Source organism: Massilia consociata (assembly GCF_042432755.1).
Lineage (GTDB): Bacteria > Pseudomonadota > Gammaproteobacteria > Burkholderiales > Burkholderiaceae_D > Telluria > Telluria consociata.
Map to the genome: position 1 here is coordinate 1 of NZ_JBHLWP010000020.1, position 16,977 is coordinate 16,977.

Sequence of the window (16,977 nt, forward strand, 5' to 3'; positions counted from 1 at the left end):
GCCAACTGCTCCTGGTGCGATTGAATGCCGGGACTGCTGAACCCAGCAATCAAGTCGCCCAGCATAGCCTTTGCACGGAACAAAGGCCAACTACGGCGAGGAACATGATCGCACGAAACTAAACAAGTAATTGCTCATCGGTTCAGTCCAGCAGACACAATAGCTCTTTGTTCTTAAGCGAGTTGAACAAGAGATAAGGTGGCTCCTCCGATGGCTGATCCGACCAGATTCTTCGATCAAGCGCTGCTTTCCCAGCGCGACCGTCTGCTAAAGCTGGATACTCCCCTCGGCGACGATATCCTCCTGCCACAACGCGTCCTTGCGCATGATCGTCTTGGACGAAGTTACGAATACACGGTCGATCTCGTATCGGTACGTGACGATATCGAACTCAAGAAGCTCATCGCCAAGCCGGTCACCCTCTGGCTACGACAACCAGATCGAAGCTACCTACCCGTCAGTGGTTATGTGCACACGATCAAACGATTGGGCAGTGACGGACAACTCACGTTTTGCCAGATGTCGTTTGCGCCGTGGCTGTACTTTCTGAAATTTCGCAAGGACGCCCGGATATGGCAGGACAAGGCAGCCGATGACATCCTGGCCGAAGTATTCTCCGCACATCCTCAAGCGGCAGGAAATTTTCGTTTTGAGTTGATCCAGCCAGCGGTTCCGCGCTCGTATTGCACGCAGTACGAGACGGATTGGCACTTTGTCCACCGATTGATGGAAGAGGAGGGATGGTACGGCTACCACAAGCAAGCGGAAGACGGATCCGGCCACGTCTTTGTCATTACTGACACGACTTATCGACTCCCACCTGTTCCGACTCAGCAGATTCGCTTCCACAGCGCAGGCACCGAGGATGAGCTCCAGGAAATTGGACACTGGAGCACAAGCCGAAGCGTGGCTCCGTATCAGTTCACCACTCGAACTGACGACTACAAGTCGCCCAACGAGCAAAAGCAATGCAATGTCTCCGTGCTGACGGAACACGGCGAGCTGCCCAGCCAGTTGGAAGTATACGAATACACGGGCGCCTATACCTATTCAAAGCGGGAGCAGGGAGACAGGCAAGCGCGTATCCGTGTGGAAGAGTGGGAATCAAGCATGAAGCGCTTCCATGGTGTTTCCAGTGTGCGTAATCTACGCGCGGGCAGTTGGTTCACGCTTGAAGATCACCCGGCCCATCGGGAGGATCCGGAGGAAGACCGCCAGTTCGTCGTCATTGCCCTTGACTGGTGCATTGAAAACAATTTGCCGGTGTCGGACAAATTGAGGGATGTTCCCGGCAGTCTCTCATCGCAAGTGAAAGCGTTCAAAGCCGCCATTGGTCGTGGCGATGCACCGGAGAGCAAAGACACCGGCCATTGCTTCAACTGTTTTGAAGTCCAACGGCGCAAGATTCCCTTTCGTAGTCCGGCGGAGCACGCCAAGCCGGACTTGCATCCGCAGACTGCCGTTGTCGTCGGGCCTGCTGGCGAAGAGGTCCATACGGATCGTCTCAACCGCGTCAAAGTCTGGTTCCGATGGGATCGGCAGAACCCCGGCGATGACAGGGCATCGTGCTGGGTACGCGTCAGCTACCCGAATGCGGGCCAGGGTTGGGGCGGGATCAACATTCCCCGCATTGGCCAGGAAGTCATCGTTACCTTCTTGAATGGGGACGTGGACCGGCCTGTGGTGACGGGACGGCTCTATAACGAAGACCAGATTCCGCAATGGCATACCGATGGGCGGCTTTCTGGTTTCAAGTCCAAGGAACTCAACGGCAGCGGCTTTAACCAGCTGGTTTTTGACGACACGACCAATCAAAACCGGGCGCATCTCTACAGCAGCAGCACCCATGCTCAGCTGAACCTTGGCTATCTGGTTACCCAGCGAGGCAACGAACGCAGTCGATTTTTCGGAACCGGTTTCGCGCTCAGCACTGACGATTTCGGCGGCATCGTCACGAATAAGGGGCTGTATATCAGCACCTTCGGTCGCCCTGGTGCGCAAGGAACACAGCTCGATGCGACGGAATCCACCAGTCAGCTCAAGGCGGCTGCGTCGCTCGCCGCAAACCTGTCCAGTACGGCGTCCAAGGCAGGCGCAGAACCGCTTGGCGGGCAGGATGCCCTCAAGCAATTCATCGACGCGACCGAAGACCGCTATGAAGGCGAAGGGCAAGGAGGCGCGAACCGCTTCAAGGAGCCGGTCCTGCTGGCCGGATCCCCGGCGGGGATTGGGCTTGCCAGCAACACGGGCACGCACGTTCATGCGGGTACCGATGTGACCCTATCGTCCGGTATGGATACGAATATGGCGGTGGGTAAAAGCTTTCTCGCCAGCGTCGCTGAAAAGATCAGTCTGTTCGCTTATAACGCGGGAATCAAGCTGTTCGCAGCCAAGGGCAAAATCGATATACAGGCACAGGGCAACGATCTCGACATCATTGCGGAAAAAGTCCTGCGCTTGTTGTCGACAACTTCCCGGATTGAAATCCATGCAAAGGAAGAGGTCACGATCTCCGCGGGCGGGTCTTCTATAAAAATCAATGCTTCCGGCATTACGAACAGCACGTCAGGCAAGTGGACTGCACACGCCTCAATGCACACCATGCCAGGCCCGGCAAAGACTTCTTATGTGATGCCGCATGTGCCCAAGGCCGCGCTGGAAAAGACCGACATCGAATTCCGGCATTTGACGGACTGGGGCGAACCCTTGGCAGGTGCTGCATACAAGGCGACGTTGAGCGACGGCAGCATTCGTAAGGGCACACTCGATGCGCAGGGCATTGCTCGGATCAGTGATGTACCTGCTGGTACGGCAGCGAAGATCGAATATGACTACAAGCCGCTGCAGGCAAGCTCCACCGTATCGGCCGAACTGGATGAGGATATCCACGAGTTACTGAACTGGGTCTCAAGCATCGGCGTTAAGAAAGGTAAAGCATGAGCCCAAGACCTTTACCGCCAGATCAAGACACCATTCTCCAAGATGCCTGGGACACGGTTGTCGGAGGAGTTAATTGGCTGAATTCCGTCCTCTTGGGGGAATTTGCTGACAACCGACCACTCTCGGCCGTCGTGGCCGACATGCTGATCAGCTTCGTTCCGGGGGTTGTTCTCGTCACTAGCGCCCGTGACGCGGTTGCTGTCATCCTGCGACTGGCTTGCCATCCCGAAAAGCGCGATGACCTTATGGAATGGGTGCTCCTTTGTGCCTGCCTGATCGTCTTGGCCCTGCCGTTCGCAATGGCAGCGGCTGGCGCCGCTGCGCTGGGCGCAGGCGCCGTCGTCGGCGGTATCGCGGGCTCGGAGCTTGGCGCAGCTCTGCGTGCCGTCATGCTCCTGCTGATCAAGGAAGCGTCAAAGCTGGTGGAACTGGTGCGATTTCTGCAGAAGTTCATCAAGGGTGATGTCCTGAAGTTCTTACGCGCCGTGAAATTCGCGCGCTACGAGAAAGCTCTGCTCACAGCGATGAATCAAGTCACCGGCAAGCTTCTCGAGATTGTCAAAGCACTGCGCACGCATCTTGAAAACCTGCGGTATTTCGATGCCGTCAAGACCACGATTGCAAAACTCGCAGAATGGGAGAATCGCTTTTACAAGGTACAGCAGGATGCGCTCAGGCAGATACCCAGAGCGCTGGCTGAACTCGACGCGCGGCTTAAAAAAGTGCTGGCGCAGACAGCGCCGAAGGAAGCGCATACGGTAGCTACGGGAACACAAGCTGATAAGGCTGTTGCAAAGCTACCTACCCAACAGCGGGTACGAGATACGCCGGGTAACGTCGTGGCAAAGACACAAAATCAGGCTTCGGACACAACGGTTTTGGAGAAGACAAAACGCGGAGTCAAACTAGAAAGCAAATCAAAACTAGTTCCCGGTGAGCCAATAAAGGACAAACCAGACCCCATCAAGCCACTTGATGAGGGCACGAATTCGAAAAAGCAAACTGTCGCTGATGCTGCTGTAGCGGCTGACCGGGAGCGGATAACGCAACTAGCTAAGGAAGGTAAAATCGCCGAAGCTCAAAAAATTCTACAGCCTTATGTAGATGCAGCCAAAGAGGCCAAGACATCAGCGGAAAAGCAGGCCGCAATGGATGCGATAATAAACAGATTGGACGTGACCTCTGACAAGGAAAAAATGTTTTGGTCCGGGAACAAAGACCTAGCCGCGAAGATGGCAAAGGAAAAAGGGAAGACCATCTTAGAGCAAACGCCGGGTGGAAGCGTCATTGATGGGTGGGAAGATTTGAATAATACGTTCTCTTGGGGCGGCATTGGCGTTGAACCTCGCGGGCCGGACTTTTGGGGCAGTGTGTCGGCTAAATATTCGGGTGACGCGGCGGGGAAAATCGACGTTATTCAAGATTTTGAGAAGAAGTTTCCGCGCGGGGGGGATATTTGGCGAGATTATGAGTGGCCGACCATCGTTGATCAAGGTAAGGTGACCTCTATAAATATTTATGGTATGGACCGTGCAGGTAATTTGGTAAAGTCGCTTGAAGTAGAGCCTGGCGGGGAGGTTGCTAAAAAACTATTTGGAGGAGGGTAAAATGACATTGGCGTTCGAAAATTTTATGAAGCAGTTTGAGATGACAGGTAGTGAAAAAGCTGATGGGTACAGTCGGGACGCATTCGTTGGGCTAGACAGTCAGGAGAAAGAAATCGTTTTCAAGTTGTTGGTGACAGAACTTCCTTGGTCCGCTGAATGGCTCTTCTTTCTTGATCCAGAAAGAGCTCTGACCGTAGTAAAACAAAAAGAAGAGCAATTACGAGGGAATTCTTATGCCCATGTTTATAAACTACAGGAGCAGTTGGTGAAGCACTCTGGGGAGTTGCTCTACCAGAAACACATGATAGAGGATTATGCAAACTATGCAGATGGTTTGAAGCCTCTTGTCGTAGACGCTATTGGTCGCACTCCTGCGAACGAGGTAACGCGAGAATTTTTCAAGCAAGTTATTTTGGTGGAAGTTAATGCTAGTGCCGTAGCAAGAGCAAGCCGAAATTTGCTGAGTTCACTCAAGGTTCCTCGTCAAACTGAAAGCGAAGAACAAAATTACCAAAATTTGATGGATAGGTTGCGCAGCGATAGTGATCAGGTTAAAAGGAGGGCCATCGCTGAGTTGGAGCGGTTTGCTTTCTCTAAAACCTAAGCTCTTTTTTGTGAAAACCCCAATATCCACGTATCGGGATGGGTAGGAAGTTCGAAATGAAGAAAATCACCCACTATAATTTCTATAATTCGTGACAGCTAGATGAGCTGAGCATCAAACCAAGTGAGGAGTATCGCATACTAATGGATCCTGATTGATCTGAAAAAAGGCGATCTTGTTAAATTCATCGGATTCGATGATGTGGGTAATCACTATAGCATATTTGTGTTTATGGATTCAGAAGGCAAAATTTTAGAGGTTGCTGGGGACTGTGCAGGACGAAATCATTCCTGCATGAAGAATCTCAGCTTGCCTTATCAAAAATTTAGTTAGCCGCTCAACAGCGCGCTACGCCCAGAAATGAACCAGGAAGAAAGAACAGTAGCATTTAACTACCTCCTGAAAATTGTGGAGGCTGGAGGTTCTGAGGAAAGTGTTAATGAATTGTTTCTGGCTGATGCAGGCCATGCACAGCTAATCGTGAAAGGATTGTCGAGAAACAATTCTTTGCGAGATGAGGCGAAGCTCGCTGCAATATGGAACCTGTCCTGCATGAAGTCTGATTCTTTACTTCTTCCTGTGTTTATCGAATTAATGTCGGTTGCGGATAGGCGAATAGTTGAAAAATATTCAGAATGAGTTTGTTTGGCTAAACCTCCTGTGCTTATCCATAGGTGGCCGTCACTAAGCTAGAAATCAGGGTACACCCGCAAGCGCAACGGTGACCGTGCAAGGCGACCATACGCTCACCCACCAGATACGTCGCAGCACCTTCGACAATACTATTGATGCCGTGCCCAGCTAGTGGGCAGGTAATCATATCTCCAACCCGGGCAATTCCTATTCCGTTGATGAAATGCGTAGTCGACGCTGAAATGACTTTGCCGCCATGTGATGTAGAGTCTCCCAAGCGGACGATTGGTAGTGCCATATGTGTTCCTCGTCAGTAATTAAATTTTTAATTCAGTTGTTGGTTGCCTGATAGCAAGCGAGGTTCTTGTCAAATTGAAGCGTACATGGACGCGCGTACTCTAGTGCTGGCGTCGAACAACATTTGTGTCCCGAACGGCTATCGGTCAATCGCTTGCTGTAGGACGGTTTCGCGAACATTCGCCTAAAGACGCGGTATGCTGGTAGACGTCATCAGTGCTGTGGCATTCGGTAAGGAAACCAAGGGCAAGGAGCGTCTGGAAATCACTGACATGGACGACAACAAGCACGAGCCCCCTGATCACCAAAGACAAACAAGTGCTGGTGCACGACGGTCAAGTGGTGGCGAGATGATCGTCGACGGTCCTATTACTTAACTCATCCGTACGCCCATCCCCTGTAATGACTGCTATGATCCACAGCTGAGTTAACGATTTATCCACACCTTGCCCACCGAGCACCATGCCCTGGCCCTTTGACGCGACCCCGGACGCCGCAAGCGCATCCTTGACTATGTCGGAGATGGAGCGCCAGATGCGCGCCTTCCCCTGGGAGACCACCGCCGTCGGCCCGGTCGCCGGCTGGCCGCAGAGCCTGAAAAGCGCCGTGCGCACCGTGCTCGACCTGCGCCTGCCGGCCTACCTCGCGTGGGGAGATTCGTACGTCCAGTTCTACAACGACGCCTACGTCCCCATCCTCGGCGCCAAGAAGGACGCCGCGCTCGGCAACGATTCGCGTGTCACCTGGGCCGAGATCTGGCCGGTCATCGGCCCGATGTGGGAGCAGGTGCGCCAGGGGCAGGCGATGGGGTCCGATGCGCTGCCGTTGACGATCAACCGCTACGGCTACAGCGAGACCTGCTACTTCAGCCATTCGTACAGCCCGATCTACGGCGACAGCGGCACGGTCGAGGGCGTGCTGGTCACCTTCGTCGAGATCACCAGGGCCGTGCTGGGCGAGCGGCGCCATGCCTACCAGCTCCGGCTGGCCGACACGCTGCGCCACGAGACCGAGTTCGGCCCGATGCTCAAGGCGACCATCCGCCTCGCCAGCGAGTACTTCACCAATTCCAACGTCGCCTATGTCGAGCTCGACGAGCAAAAGCGCACCTTCACGGTGAAGGAGGAATGGAAGGACGGTTTCGAGACCGGCGGCGCGCAAGGCACGCTGCCGGTGGACATGCTGTCGCCGGCGCAGCTCGGGCAGCTGTACGCGGGTGCCACCATCTGCATCGACGACGTGTCGACCGACCCGGAATGCGCCGCCGTCGCCAAGCCCTGCCTCATGCTCGGCATCCATTCGGTGATGGTCATTCCGCTCAAGGACGGCAACCGCCTGCACGGCGCCGGCTTCCTGTACAAGGACCATCCGTACCGCTGGACCGACGACGAGCGCACCTTGGCCGAAGACCTGGCGCGGCGCACCTGGGAAGCGCTGCGCCGGATCCGCGCCGAGGAGGCGCTGCGCGAGGAAAAGCGCGTGCTCGAACTCCTGAACCGCGCCGGCAGCGTGCTCGCGTCCACGCTCGACATCGATACGCTGCTGCAGTCGGTCACCGATGCCGCCACCGAACTGACCGGCGCCGCGTTCGGCGCCTTCTTCTACAACGGCAAGGACAGCAACGGCGACGCTTACTTGCTGTACACGCTCAGCGGCGCGCCGCGCGACGCCTTCGAAGGCTTCGGCCACCCGCGTCCCACCGAGGTGTTCCGCCCGACCTTCGAGGGCGGCGCGCCGATCCGCAGCGACGACATCACCAAGGACCCGCGCTACGGCAAGATAGGGCCGCACTACGGCATGCCGAAGGGCCACCTGCCGGTGCGCAGCTACCTGGCCGCGTCGGTCAGCTCGCGTTCGGGCGAGGTGCTGGGCGGCCTGTTCTTCGGCCATCCGGAGCCGAACCGTTTCGACGAGCGCACCGAGCAGCTCATCAGCGGCTTCGTGGCCCAGGCCGCGGTGGCGATCGACAATGCGCGCCTGTACGACATGGCCCAGCGCGCGGCCAAGGAGCGGGAAGGCATTCTCGCCAGCGAGCGCGCCGCGCGCGCCGAGGCCGAGCGCCACAACAAGATGAAGGACGAGTTCCTGGCCATGCTGGCGCACGAGCTGCGCAACCCGCTGGCGCCGATTACCAACGCGGCCCAGCTGATCAAGATGCCGGGCGCCGACGAGAACCTGCGCCGCAAGGCCGGCGACATCATCTCGCGCCAGGTGCGCCACATGACGGAGCTGGTGGACGATTTGCTGGACGTCTCGCGCGTGACGCGCGGCCTCGTCAAACTCGAGACCGAGACGCTGGAGCTGAACGCCGTGGTGCGCGCCGCCGTGGAGCAGGCGCGCCCGCACATCGAGGCGCGCCAGCACACCCTGACCGTGGATGCGCCGAACCTGCCGGTGATCGTGGCGGGCGACCGCACACGCCTGGTGCAGGTGCTGGTCAACCTGCTCAACAACGCGGCCAAGTACACGCCGCCGAACGGGCGCATCGCGCTGCGCCTGGAAGCCGGGCCGGAGCAGGCGCGCCTGACCGTCCTCGACAACGGCACCGGCATGGACGCCAAGCTGCTGCCGCACGTGTTCGACCTGTTTACGCAGGCCGAGCGCACGCCGGACCGCTCGCAGGGGGGACTGGGCATCGGCCTGGCGCTGGTAAAAAGCATCGTGCAGATGCACGGCGGCCAGGTGGAGGCGCACAGCGATGGCCCCAACCTGGGCACCTCGGTATCGGTGCTGCTGCCGCTGGCCGACGGCGTCGTGCAGCAGGCGCCGGCGCGCCTGCGCAACGCCGCGCGCGCGGTGGCGTCGTGTCAGCTCGCCATCGTCGACGACAACGTCGACGCCGCCCAGTCGCTCGCGGTGCTGCTGCGCGCGCAGGGGCACACCGTGCGCGTGTTCGAGGACGGCGTGCGCACGCTCGCCGCCAGTGACATCGCCGGCACCCAGGCTTTTATCCTCGACATCGGCCTGCCCGACATGACCGGCTACGAGCTGGCGCGCCGCCTGCGCCGCGACCACCCGGAGGCGACCTTCATCGCGCTCACCGGCTACGGCCAGGCGCGCGACCGCGACCTTTCACGGCAGGCCGGTTTCGACCATCACCTGGTCAAGCCGGTCGAGTTCCGCGCGCTGGCCGATATCCTGGCGCAGCTGCCGCAGTGCGATCCGGCCAACAAGCAGTCCAGGGCGGAACCGGATGTTGCCGATGTGAGTTGAGGGTGCGCTGACGGTGCGCTGACGGTGCGTTGACTTAGCTGTCTTGACTTTACTACCGTAAGTCAGCAGTATTGTTGAATTCCTGTCATCAATCCTAGCTCCGTGTCCCGTAAAAAGAACAGCCGCCAGTGGGCGCGCCTGCGGATCCTGTGTTCCGGCGGCCTGCACCTGATGACCCTCATCCCCGACGCGCTGGCGCTGGTGCGCGAGCTGATCCCCAACAGCGCTTCCCAGCTGTTCCTGCACGCCGAACGGGCGCCCGAAGACAGCATCGAGGCGAAGGTGCTGGGCGTGCTGCCGCCGCCCAACGGCTACTTTTATGGCGATGCGGCGGCGTTTACCGGCCTGCACCCGGCGCAGCTGCGCGCGCAGGCCCTTCACGTGCTGGAGGTGCGCCTCGGCCCGGCTTCCAGCCCGTTCGGCACGCTCACGCTGCTGCGCAATGAGGGCCCGTCCTTCGACACGGAGGATGCGGAAGACCTCGGCCGCGTGGCCAATTATTTCGACCATGCGCTGCGCAATGCGGTCGGCCACGGCCTGTCGGGCATGATCGAGGACGAGGCCATGCTGCTGGCCACCACCGACGGCGACATCCTGTTCCTGAGCGACTCGGCCGGCGCGCTGCTCGACCAGCTGGCCTCGCAGGAGCAGCAGGTGTTCGACCGCCGCATGCTGCCGCCGTTCTGCCTGCGCCTGGTGGAGTCGGTGGTGTACGGCGAGCGCTATCCGTGGCGCCTGCCGGCGGGCGCGCTGGAGCTGGCCGGCGGCGTGCTGGAGGCGCGCGCGCAGTGGATGAGCGCCGGTTCCTGCGCCGCCATCCACAGCCGCACCGTCGGCATCTTCCTGAAATTCGTGGTGCCGATGCCGCTGCGGATCTGGCGCGCGCTGGGCAGCGTCGAGCTGTCGCCGCAGCAGATGGAGGTGGCGTTCTGGATGGGCGTGGGAGGCGGACGGGAGGCGGCCAGGTCGCGCATGGATGTCAGCGACGCCGTGCTGCGCGACTGCGTGAAAGCCGTCTACGAAAAGCTCGGCTGCACCTCCGAAGCCGGCCTGCTGGCAATCCTGCGCCCTCCGGTCTCGCGCCTGTAGGAGGCCCCGGCCTGCGGCTGCTCGTCCGGAACACCCCCCATGGAAGGGGATGGAATACACTTGCTTGGCTTTTTATTATCTCAACTGAATCTCGAAGGAGCTTGTCATGAAGATTCGCTGGATGTGCGCTGTCCTGCTGGGTGCCAGCTGCGCCGTTGCCAATGCCGCCGACATGAAGGTCACCATGAAGATGGCGACCGAGAAGGGGGAGGGGGCCAACGTCGGCACCGTCACCATCAGCGAAACGCGCTACGGCCTCGTGTTCACGCCTGCGCTCACCGGGCTGCCGCCCGGCCTGCACGGCTTCCACGTGCATGAGAACGGCAACTGCGGACCGAACCAGAAGGACGGCAAGCCGGTGCCTGCGGGCGCCGCCGGCGGCCACCTCGACCCGGGCAAGACCGGCAAGCACGGCCTGCCGTGGGGCGACGGCCACCTGGGCGACCTGCCGGCCTTGACCGTGGACGAGAAGGGCGCTTCAAGCAATCCGGTGCTGTCGCCGCGCCTGAAGCTGGCGGACGTCAAGGGCAAGGCCCTGATGATCCATGCAGGCGGCGACAACCATGCCGACCACCCTGCGCCGCTCGGCGGCGGGGGCGCGCGCATCGCCTGCGGCGTGATTCAATAGCCACCCCTGATGCCATCAGGGGTGAAATAAAATTTCAAGTTAAAGGCTTTTCTGAAATGAAATTTCAACACCTGATGGCGACGGCGCTGCTGTTCGTCGCGCTCGACAGCCGCGCAGCGCTGATCCACCAGTTCGACCTGAACGGCTCGCTCCAGGACGCCCGGTCCGGCAAGACGCTCTCGACGCTCGGCGGCAAGCTGGAAGCCGGCCAGTACGTGTTCGGGGCCAACCAGGGCCTGTACCTGGAACTGGACAAGCACCTGGATAGCTACACGATCGACATGGCGTTCCGCCTCGACGAGATCGGCGGTTTCCGGCGCCTCGTCGACTTCAAGAAACAGGTATCGGATAGCGGGCTGTACACCGAAGGCAGCGCATTTCGGCTGTACGATTACCGCACAACCGGGGGCAGCGTCGCCGCCAGGGCGCCGACCCGCATGACGATCACGCGCGACAGCGACAAGCTGTTCGCGCTCTACCAGAACGGCGACCTGGTCTTCAGCCTGACGGATACCAATGACATCGCTGCGCTCAGCACGAACTTCCTGTACTTCTTCAAGGATAACGGCGGCAGCCATTCCGGCGAAGCGGCGCCGGGCGCGGTGGACTTCATCCACGTGTACGACAACGCGCTCGGTGCGGCGCAAGTGAAGGCCCTGCCGATGCCGACGGCGGTCGCCGAGCCGGCGTCGCTGGGCCTGATGGGCGCCGGCCTGGCGCTGGTAGGCTGGACGCGGCGCCGCAAAAGCTGAGCCGCTTTTCGCAGGGTGGGCGGCGATGCCGCCCACCCTGCGCAAGAGGCAAGCGCTTACTTGGCGGCGCGCGCCTTCCCGAACGGATCGCCCGCCTTCCACTGCGGCGCCTTCGGCGAATCGGCCACCATGCGGCCCAGGTTCAGCGTGAACTGCGCCTGCTGCACCATGCCCGACAGGTCCCAGTTCGGATCGTATTCGTCGTTGGCCTGGTGGTAGCGCGCGCGGTAGGACTTCTGCTTGGCGTCGTTCGCTTCCTTGTCCTTGACCCAGGTGCTGCCCGCGCCCACCGAGAACGCCGGCACGCCGGCCTTGGCGAAGCTGAAGTGGTCGCTGCGGAAGTAGCCGCCGGCCAGGTCGGGACGCGCCGGGGCGATCGTCATGCCCATCTGTTTCGCGGTGGCCGCGGCCATCGCGCCCAGGTCGGAGCGCTCGCTGCCCGGGGTGCTCACGTCCTTGACCAGGCCCACGAAATTCAGGCTGTCCAGGTTCAGGTTGGCGACGGTCTTCTCGATCGGCCACAGCGGCTTTTCGGCATAGGCCGCGCTGCCCAGCAGGCCTTGCTCTTCGGCCGCGACCCACAGGAACATCTGGCTGCGCTTGGCCGGGTTGCGCACGGCTTCCTGCGCCATCGCCAGCAGGGCGGCGGTGCCGGAGGCGTTGTCGACGGCGCCGTTGAAGATGGTGTCGCCCTCGGTTCCCTGCTTGCCCATGTGGTCCCAGTGGGCGCTGTACACCACCAGCTCGTCCTTCAGTTTCGGGTCGGTGCCCGGCACCACGCCGGCCACGTTGAACTCGTTGAGCGTGCGCACCTCGGCGCGCGCCTCGCCCTTCACGCGGGCGTTCAGCGCCACCGGCTGGAAGTTCTTGTCTTCAGCCGCCGCGCGCAGCTTGTCGAGGTCCTGACCGCCGGCGGCGAACAGCTTGCGCGCGGTGGCGTCGGTCATCCAGCCCTGCAGGCCGGTGCCCAGCTTGCCCTCGGCCAGCTGGAAGCGCTCGGCGCCGGCCCAGCTGTTCTGCACCACGCTCCAGCCGTACGAGGCCGAGGCGTCGGTGTGGATCAGCAGGACGCCGGCCGCGCCCTGGCGCGCCGCTTCTTCCAGCTTGTAGGTCCAGCGGCCGTAGTAGGTCAGGCCTTCGCCGTTGAAGCGCTTCGGTTCCGCAGCGGTCGGCTTCGGATCGTTCACCATCATCACCAGCACCTTGCCTTTGAGGTCCTGGCCCTTGAAGTCGTTCCAGTTCTCTTCCGGCGCATCGATGCCGTAGCCCACGAAGACCAGTTCCGCGTCCAGGATGTGGTCGGCCTTGGCGTCGCCCGGGCCCCAGACCCAGTCCGGGCCGAACTGCAGCGGCAGCTGCTGGCCGCCGGCGATGATGCCGATGCTGCTCTTCTGCGGCAGCGAGCGCACGCCGGCGATCCTGACCGGCTGGCGGAAGCTGCCGTTGTTGGCTGGCTGCAGGCCGATCGCGGCGGCTTGCGTTTCGAGGTAGGTGACGGTCAGCTCGCCGCCGCGCTGGCCGGTGCCGCGGCCTTCGACGACGTCGGACGACAGGAAGGCCAGGTGCGCGCGCAGCGGCGCTTCCTTGACGGTTGCGGCCTGTGCGGACTGCGGCGCGCGGGTGGCGCCGGCGCCTGCGGCGTGGGCCGGGTAGGCCAGTGCCAGGCTGCCTGCGAGGGCGGTAAGGACAACGGAGGAGACGATCTTGTGCATGGAATCCTGCTGCGTAAGTTGATAATGACGTGATGCGTGGGGTGTGCACGGCGTGCATGGTGTGCGCTTGGCATTGTATGCCAACTGCTCAGTAAAACCGCAACACGTCGGACGAGATCGTCATGCCCGTCCCCGGCATGAACGGCGGCGCGCCCGGCGGCAGCAGGTGTTCGGGCAGCCCCGGCATGCGCTCCTCGACCACCACCGCCAGCACGTCGTCGGCCGGGGCATCGAGGGTGAAGCGCAGCAGGCGCTCGCCCATCCCGTACAGCGACACCGACCACGCGCTTTCCCCCGACGTCAGCAGGCGGCCGTCGAGGGTCGAGCGCCACGGCCGGGTGCCGGCCGCCCGTAGCTCGATGTGCGGCGCCCGGTTCTTCGAGCGCAGCGTGAATTCGACCTGGCGCATCACCGGCGTCGTACGCTGCTGCTCGGTGGAGAAGGCCAGTGCCGGGCTCCTGAGCACGAAGGCTTCGGGAAAGGCGATGCGGTCCTCGCGCGGCGCGACCGCGTACCACCGGCGCGGGCTGTGCCAGCCGAAGACGTCCACCTGGATGGCGGGACGGTCAAGATTGGGAAACAGCTGCCTGGTCCAGGCGTCGAGCGCTTGCGGCGGCAGCAGCCAGTAGGCGCGCCAGCTGTTCATGTCCTTGAAGTAGACCAGGCGGTTCGGCTCCTGCGCCGGACGTTCCCGCGGCACGGGGCCAGCCGCTGCATCCGGTACAGGCCCTGGCACCGGCAGCGCGAGGCAGGCGGCGAAGACCAGCCCCAGCACGGCGGCCACGATGCGCCCGACAGGCAGCAGCAGGAGCAGGCTGGCAAAGCACAGCAGCATCAGGGCGATGAGCAGGGCCGGCACATACACGCCGTGGGGCGCCGCCAGCCCGGTCCAGGCGTCGCGCAGCGCCGGCACGAACAGCAGCAGGGCAGCGGCCAGGGCGGCGGCGACGAGCGCGGCGCGCGCCGGCAAACCCATCGTTGCCGCCGGCGCCCCCAGGACGGTGAAGGCGCCGAGCGCCGCCGCCAGCGGCCAGGCCAGCACGTACGCCGTCTCCGGCGCGGCGAGCAGCGCCGACACGAGTGCCACCGCCAGCCAGGCCATCGCTCCCAGGAAGACCGGTACGCCACCCACCAGCCTGCCCAGCAGGTACAGGCTGCCGATGAACAGGCAGGCGCCGCTCACCAGCAGGACCAGGGCCGGCTCGGCGGTGGGCGCTTGCGTCATGGCGGCCAGCGCGTCGCGCCGCTCCCACAGGAACATGCGCGCGGCCAGCAGCAGCACGGCCACGCCGAAGAAACCCTGCACCAGCGGGGCCACGCTGGTGTCGAGCCGGGCCAGCGCGTCGCGGTAGCCGCGCGCCAGCAGCAGGATGCCCAGGGCGCCCAGGCCCCAGGACAGGATCGCAGGGTGCTGGACGGCGCCCACCAGCGGCAGCATGAACACCGAGTGCGCCCCCCGTTTGCCGCGGACCAGCGGCGCGTCGCCGTAGTGGCGCGCCAGATGCAGCATCGTCTCGCCCAGTTGCGCCGGCATGGCCGGGTCGAGGCGGTCGATGCTGTCGAGCGTGCGCTCGCCGCCGAAGCGCCGGCCGCTGTTCACGAACAGCAGGGCAGGGGCATCGATCGCCGCCAGCGGGCCGATGCGCGGCGTGTCCGGCAACAGCTTGCGCAGCCGCGCCATCAGCGACGATCCGGCGATGTCCGGCGCCGCGCCGGCAAGGCCGCGCAGCACCATCCCGCCGGCGCCGCTGGCGTCGTACAGGACCGGCGGCCCGCTGCTGCCCGCGCTGTCGAACTTCAGCGTCAGCCCGACCTGGCGCGCCCACGGATGCTGTTCGGCGAAACCCTTGGCGCCCAGGCCGCCGACGTCCTCGCCGTCCGCGAACAGCAGCACGATGTCGTTCAACTGCGCCGGCCCGGCGCGCAGCGCGCGCGCCGTTTCGAGCAGCGCCGCCACCTGGGCGCCGGAACGCGCCGCGCCCGGCGTCGTCTTGCCGGTGTCGTAGTGCGCGGCCAGCAGCAGCGCCGGCCGGCGCATGGCATCGGGGGCGCTGCCCGGCAGGCGCGCCAGGATGTTGTGGACCACGCCCAGCGTCATGTGGGTGCCGCCTCCCGGACGGAGGGTGGACTTCTGCACCGTCGCCGTCTGCACCAGCGGCGCCAGGCCCATGCCGCGCAGTTGGTCGGCGATGTAGTCGCGCGCCCTGGCGTTGGCATCCGTTGCGATGGGGCGGGGCGCCGCGGCGAGGGTGGCAACGTGCTCCATCATCCGATCAGGGGAGGGTGGCGCAGCCGGCGCAGGCAGTTGGCGGGTAGGCGCCAGGGCCAGCCAGGCCAGCGCCAGCAGGGTCAAGCAGGCGGCCGCCAGTGCGGCCAGGCCGAGGGCGCGCGGCGGCGGCGCGGGAATTCCAGCGGTATGCATGATGCTCTCTCCATTATTCGTGTTGTTGTGGGTACGGCAGGCGTGTCGGTGCGAAGGTCTCCCTGAAAAAGGCGAAAAAAAGCCCGCCGGCCTGAAAGGCGGCGGCGGGCGAAGAAGGGAAACGGAAAACCTGATGTGCCGCGCGTTACTCGAGGGTCCAGACATAGGCGATCTGCGCCCAGCTGGCTTCGGCGATGCCGTTGTTCATGGCCGGCTTGAACTGGCACAGGCTCAGGGCGTTCACCGCGGCGCGGTCGAGGTCGCGATGGCCGCTCGACCTCTGGATGCGCGCATCCTGCACCCGGCCGTCGGGTCCGACCATCAGCGCCAGCGTGACGGTGCCGCTGTCGCCATTGCGCGCCGCGCTGACCGGATAGTCCGGCTTGGCGCAGCTGTTGGCGTCGGCCAGTACGGCGCTGCGCATCTGGCCGGGGCTGGCGTTGCCGGCAGGCGTGGGTGGGGCAGGCGGCGCTTCGCTGCGCGCCGGCTGGGCCGGCTCAGGCATCGGCTCGGGCTCGGTGCTGGCCTGGATTGTTTCTTCCATCGGCGGCAGCGGCGTGTCGATTTCGGGCGCCGGCACCGCGATGGTCGGCTCGACGGCCCTGGCCTGCGGCTGCGGCGGTTGAGGGGGCGGTGGCGGCGGCGGCACTTCCGGCTTGATCCAGGCAATCGGTTCTTCGAGCAGGGCCGGCAACTGGATGCTCTTCGCATGCATCGCGTTCATGACGCCCATGGCGACCAGCACGTGCAGGCCGGCGACGAGGGCGAACTTGCCGGCCTTGCCGCCGGTCCCATCGTTGAGTTGCGAGAAGTGCATGGCGATCTCCTTTGTTATCGCGTCCGGCAAAAGGGGCGCAAGATTTTTTGCTTGAGGAAAGATATGCAACTGATCAGCTTGTGGAATCAATATATGCTAGGTGCTAGCAATAAGTAAAGCGGTTTGATGGTAATTTTTACTTCTCTTTTCAAGCTGTGGCGGTATCTGCAGGGAATGGCAGGGCACTCGCATCGAATCCCGTTGTATGAAATAATCCCCTTACAACCCGTGTCCTTTCCGTTGGCTGGAAGGTTCCGCTGCCA

Annotated in this window: 12 protein-coding genes and 1 pseudogene; 9 read left to right on the forward strand and 4 right to left on the reverse strand. The window is 62.4% G+C overall.

Annotated elements, in window-relative coordinates; all coding sequences use genetic code 11:
- Positions 1-210 precede the first annotated feature (210 nt).
- The 4 genes from ACFFJK_RS20170 (at position 211) to ACFFJK_RS20185 (ending at position 5,790) form a co-directional block, all read left to right on the forward strand.
- Positions 211-2,940, forward strand: a complete 2,730-nt coding sequence (locus ACFFJK_RS20170) for a type VI secretion system Vgr family protein (RefSeq protein WP_379681471.1) — start codon at positions 211-213, stop codon at positions 2,938-2,940.
- Positions 2,937-4,547, forward strand: coding sequence for a hypothetical protein (locus ACFFJK_RS20175; protein ID WP_379681472.1), 1,611 nt, complete (start codon positions 2,937-2,939; stop codon positions 4,545-4,547). The genes ACFFJK_RS20170 and ACFFJK_RS20175 overlap by 4 nt, the downstream gene beginning before the upstream one ends.
- Position 4,548: 1 nt before the next feature.
- Complete coding sequence (locus ACFFJK_RS20180) at positions 4,549-5,151, forward strand: hypothetical protein (RefSeq protein WP_379681473.1); 603 nt, start codon at positions 4,549-4,551, stop codon at positions 5,149-5,151.
- A 360-nt stretch (positions 5,152-5,511) separates the two neighbouring features.
- Positions 5,512-5,790 (forward strand): hypothetical protein, encoded by a 279-nt coding sequence (locus ACFFJK_RS20185; RefSeq protein WP_379681474.1) that lies wholly within the window; start codon positions 5,512-5,514, stop codon positions 5,788-5,790.
- Between the two features lie 25 nt (positions 5,791-5,815).
- Here ACFFJK_RS20185 and ACFFJK_RS20190 read toward each other — a convergent pair whose 3' ends face one another.
- A complete protein-coding gene (locus tag ACFFJK_RS20190) occupies positions 5,816-6,082 on the reverse strand; it encodes a PAAR domain-containing protein (protein WP_379681475.1) in 267 nt (88 codons plus the stop codon).
- A gap of 167 nt (positions 6,083-6,249) precedes the next feature.
- On the opposite strand from ACFFJK_RS20190, the pseudogene ACFFJK_RS20195 reads away from it, so the two are divergent.
- The 5 genes and pseudogenes from ACFFJK_RS20195 to ACFFJK_RS20215 form a co-directional block, all read left to right on the forward strand.
- Positions 6,250-6,449: pseudogene (locus ACFFJK_RS20195) on the forward strand (hypothetical protein); the annotation flags it as partial.
- A gap of 94 nt (positions 6,450-6,543) precedes the next feature.
- Positions 6,544-9,294 carry an ATP-binding protein gene (locus ACFFJK_RS20200; protein ID WP_379681476.1) on the forward strand — a complete coding sequence of 917 codons (2,751 nt, stop codon included), beginning with the start codon at positions 6,544-6,546 and terminating at the stop codon, positions 9,292-9,294.
- A 102-nt stretch (positions 9,295-9,396) separates the two neighbouring features.
- Entirely contained in the window at positions 9,397-10,383 is a 987-nt protein-coding gene (locus ACFFJK_RS20205; RefSeq protein WP_379681477.1) for a helix-turn-helix transcriptional regulator, read from the forward strand.
- Between the two features lie 106 nt (positions 10,384-10,489).
- Positions 10,490-11,011, forward strand: coding sequence for a superoxide dismutase [Cu-Zn] SodC (gene sodC, locus ACFFJK_RS20210; protein ID WP_379681478.1), 522 nt, complete (start codon positions 10,490-10,492; stop codon positions 11,009-11,011).
- Between the two features lie 56 nt (positions 11,012-11,067).
- Complete coding sequence (locus tag ACFFJK_RS20215) at positions 11,068-11,763, forward strand: LamG-like jellyroll fold domain-containing protein (protein WP_379681479.1); 696 nt, start codon at positions 11,068-11,070, stop codon at positions 11,761-11,763.
- A gap of 56 nt (positions 11,764-11,819) precedes the next feature.
- Here ACFFJK_RS20215 and ACFFJK_RS20220 read toward each other — a convergent pair whose 3' ends face one another.
- From ACFFJK_RS20220 to ACFFJK_RS20230, 3 genes are all read right to left on the reverse strand, one after another.
- Positions 11,820-13,475, reverse strand: coding sequence for a M28 family peptidase (locus ACFFJK_RS20220; RefSeq protein WP_379681480.1), 1,656 nt, complete (start codon positions 13,473-13,475; stop codon positions 11,820-11,822).
- An 88-nt stretch (positions 13,476-13,563) separates the two neighbouring features.
- Positions 13,564-15,897: a M28 family peptidase gene (locus tag ACFFJK_RS20225; RefSeq protein ID WP_379681481.1), complete on the reverse strand. Its 2,334-nt coding sequence runs from the start codon at positions 15,895-15,897 to the stop codon at positions 13,564-13,566.
- 145 nt (positions 15,898-16,042) lie between these two features.
- Positions 16,043-16,714, reverse strand: coding sequence for an energy transducer TonB (locus tag ACFFJK_RS20230; protein WP_379681482.1), 672 nt, complete (start codon positions 16,712-16,714; stop codon positions 16,043-16,045).
- Positions 16,715-16,977: the final 263 nt, after the last annotated feature.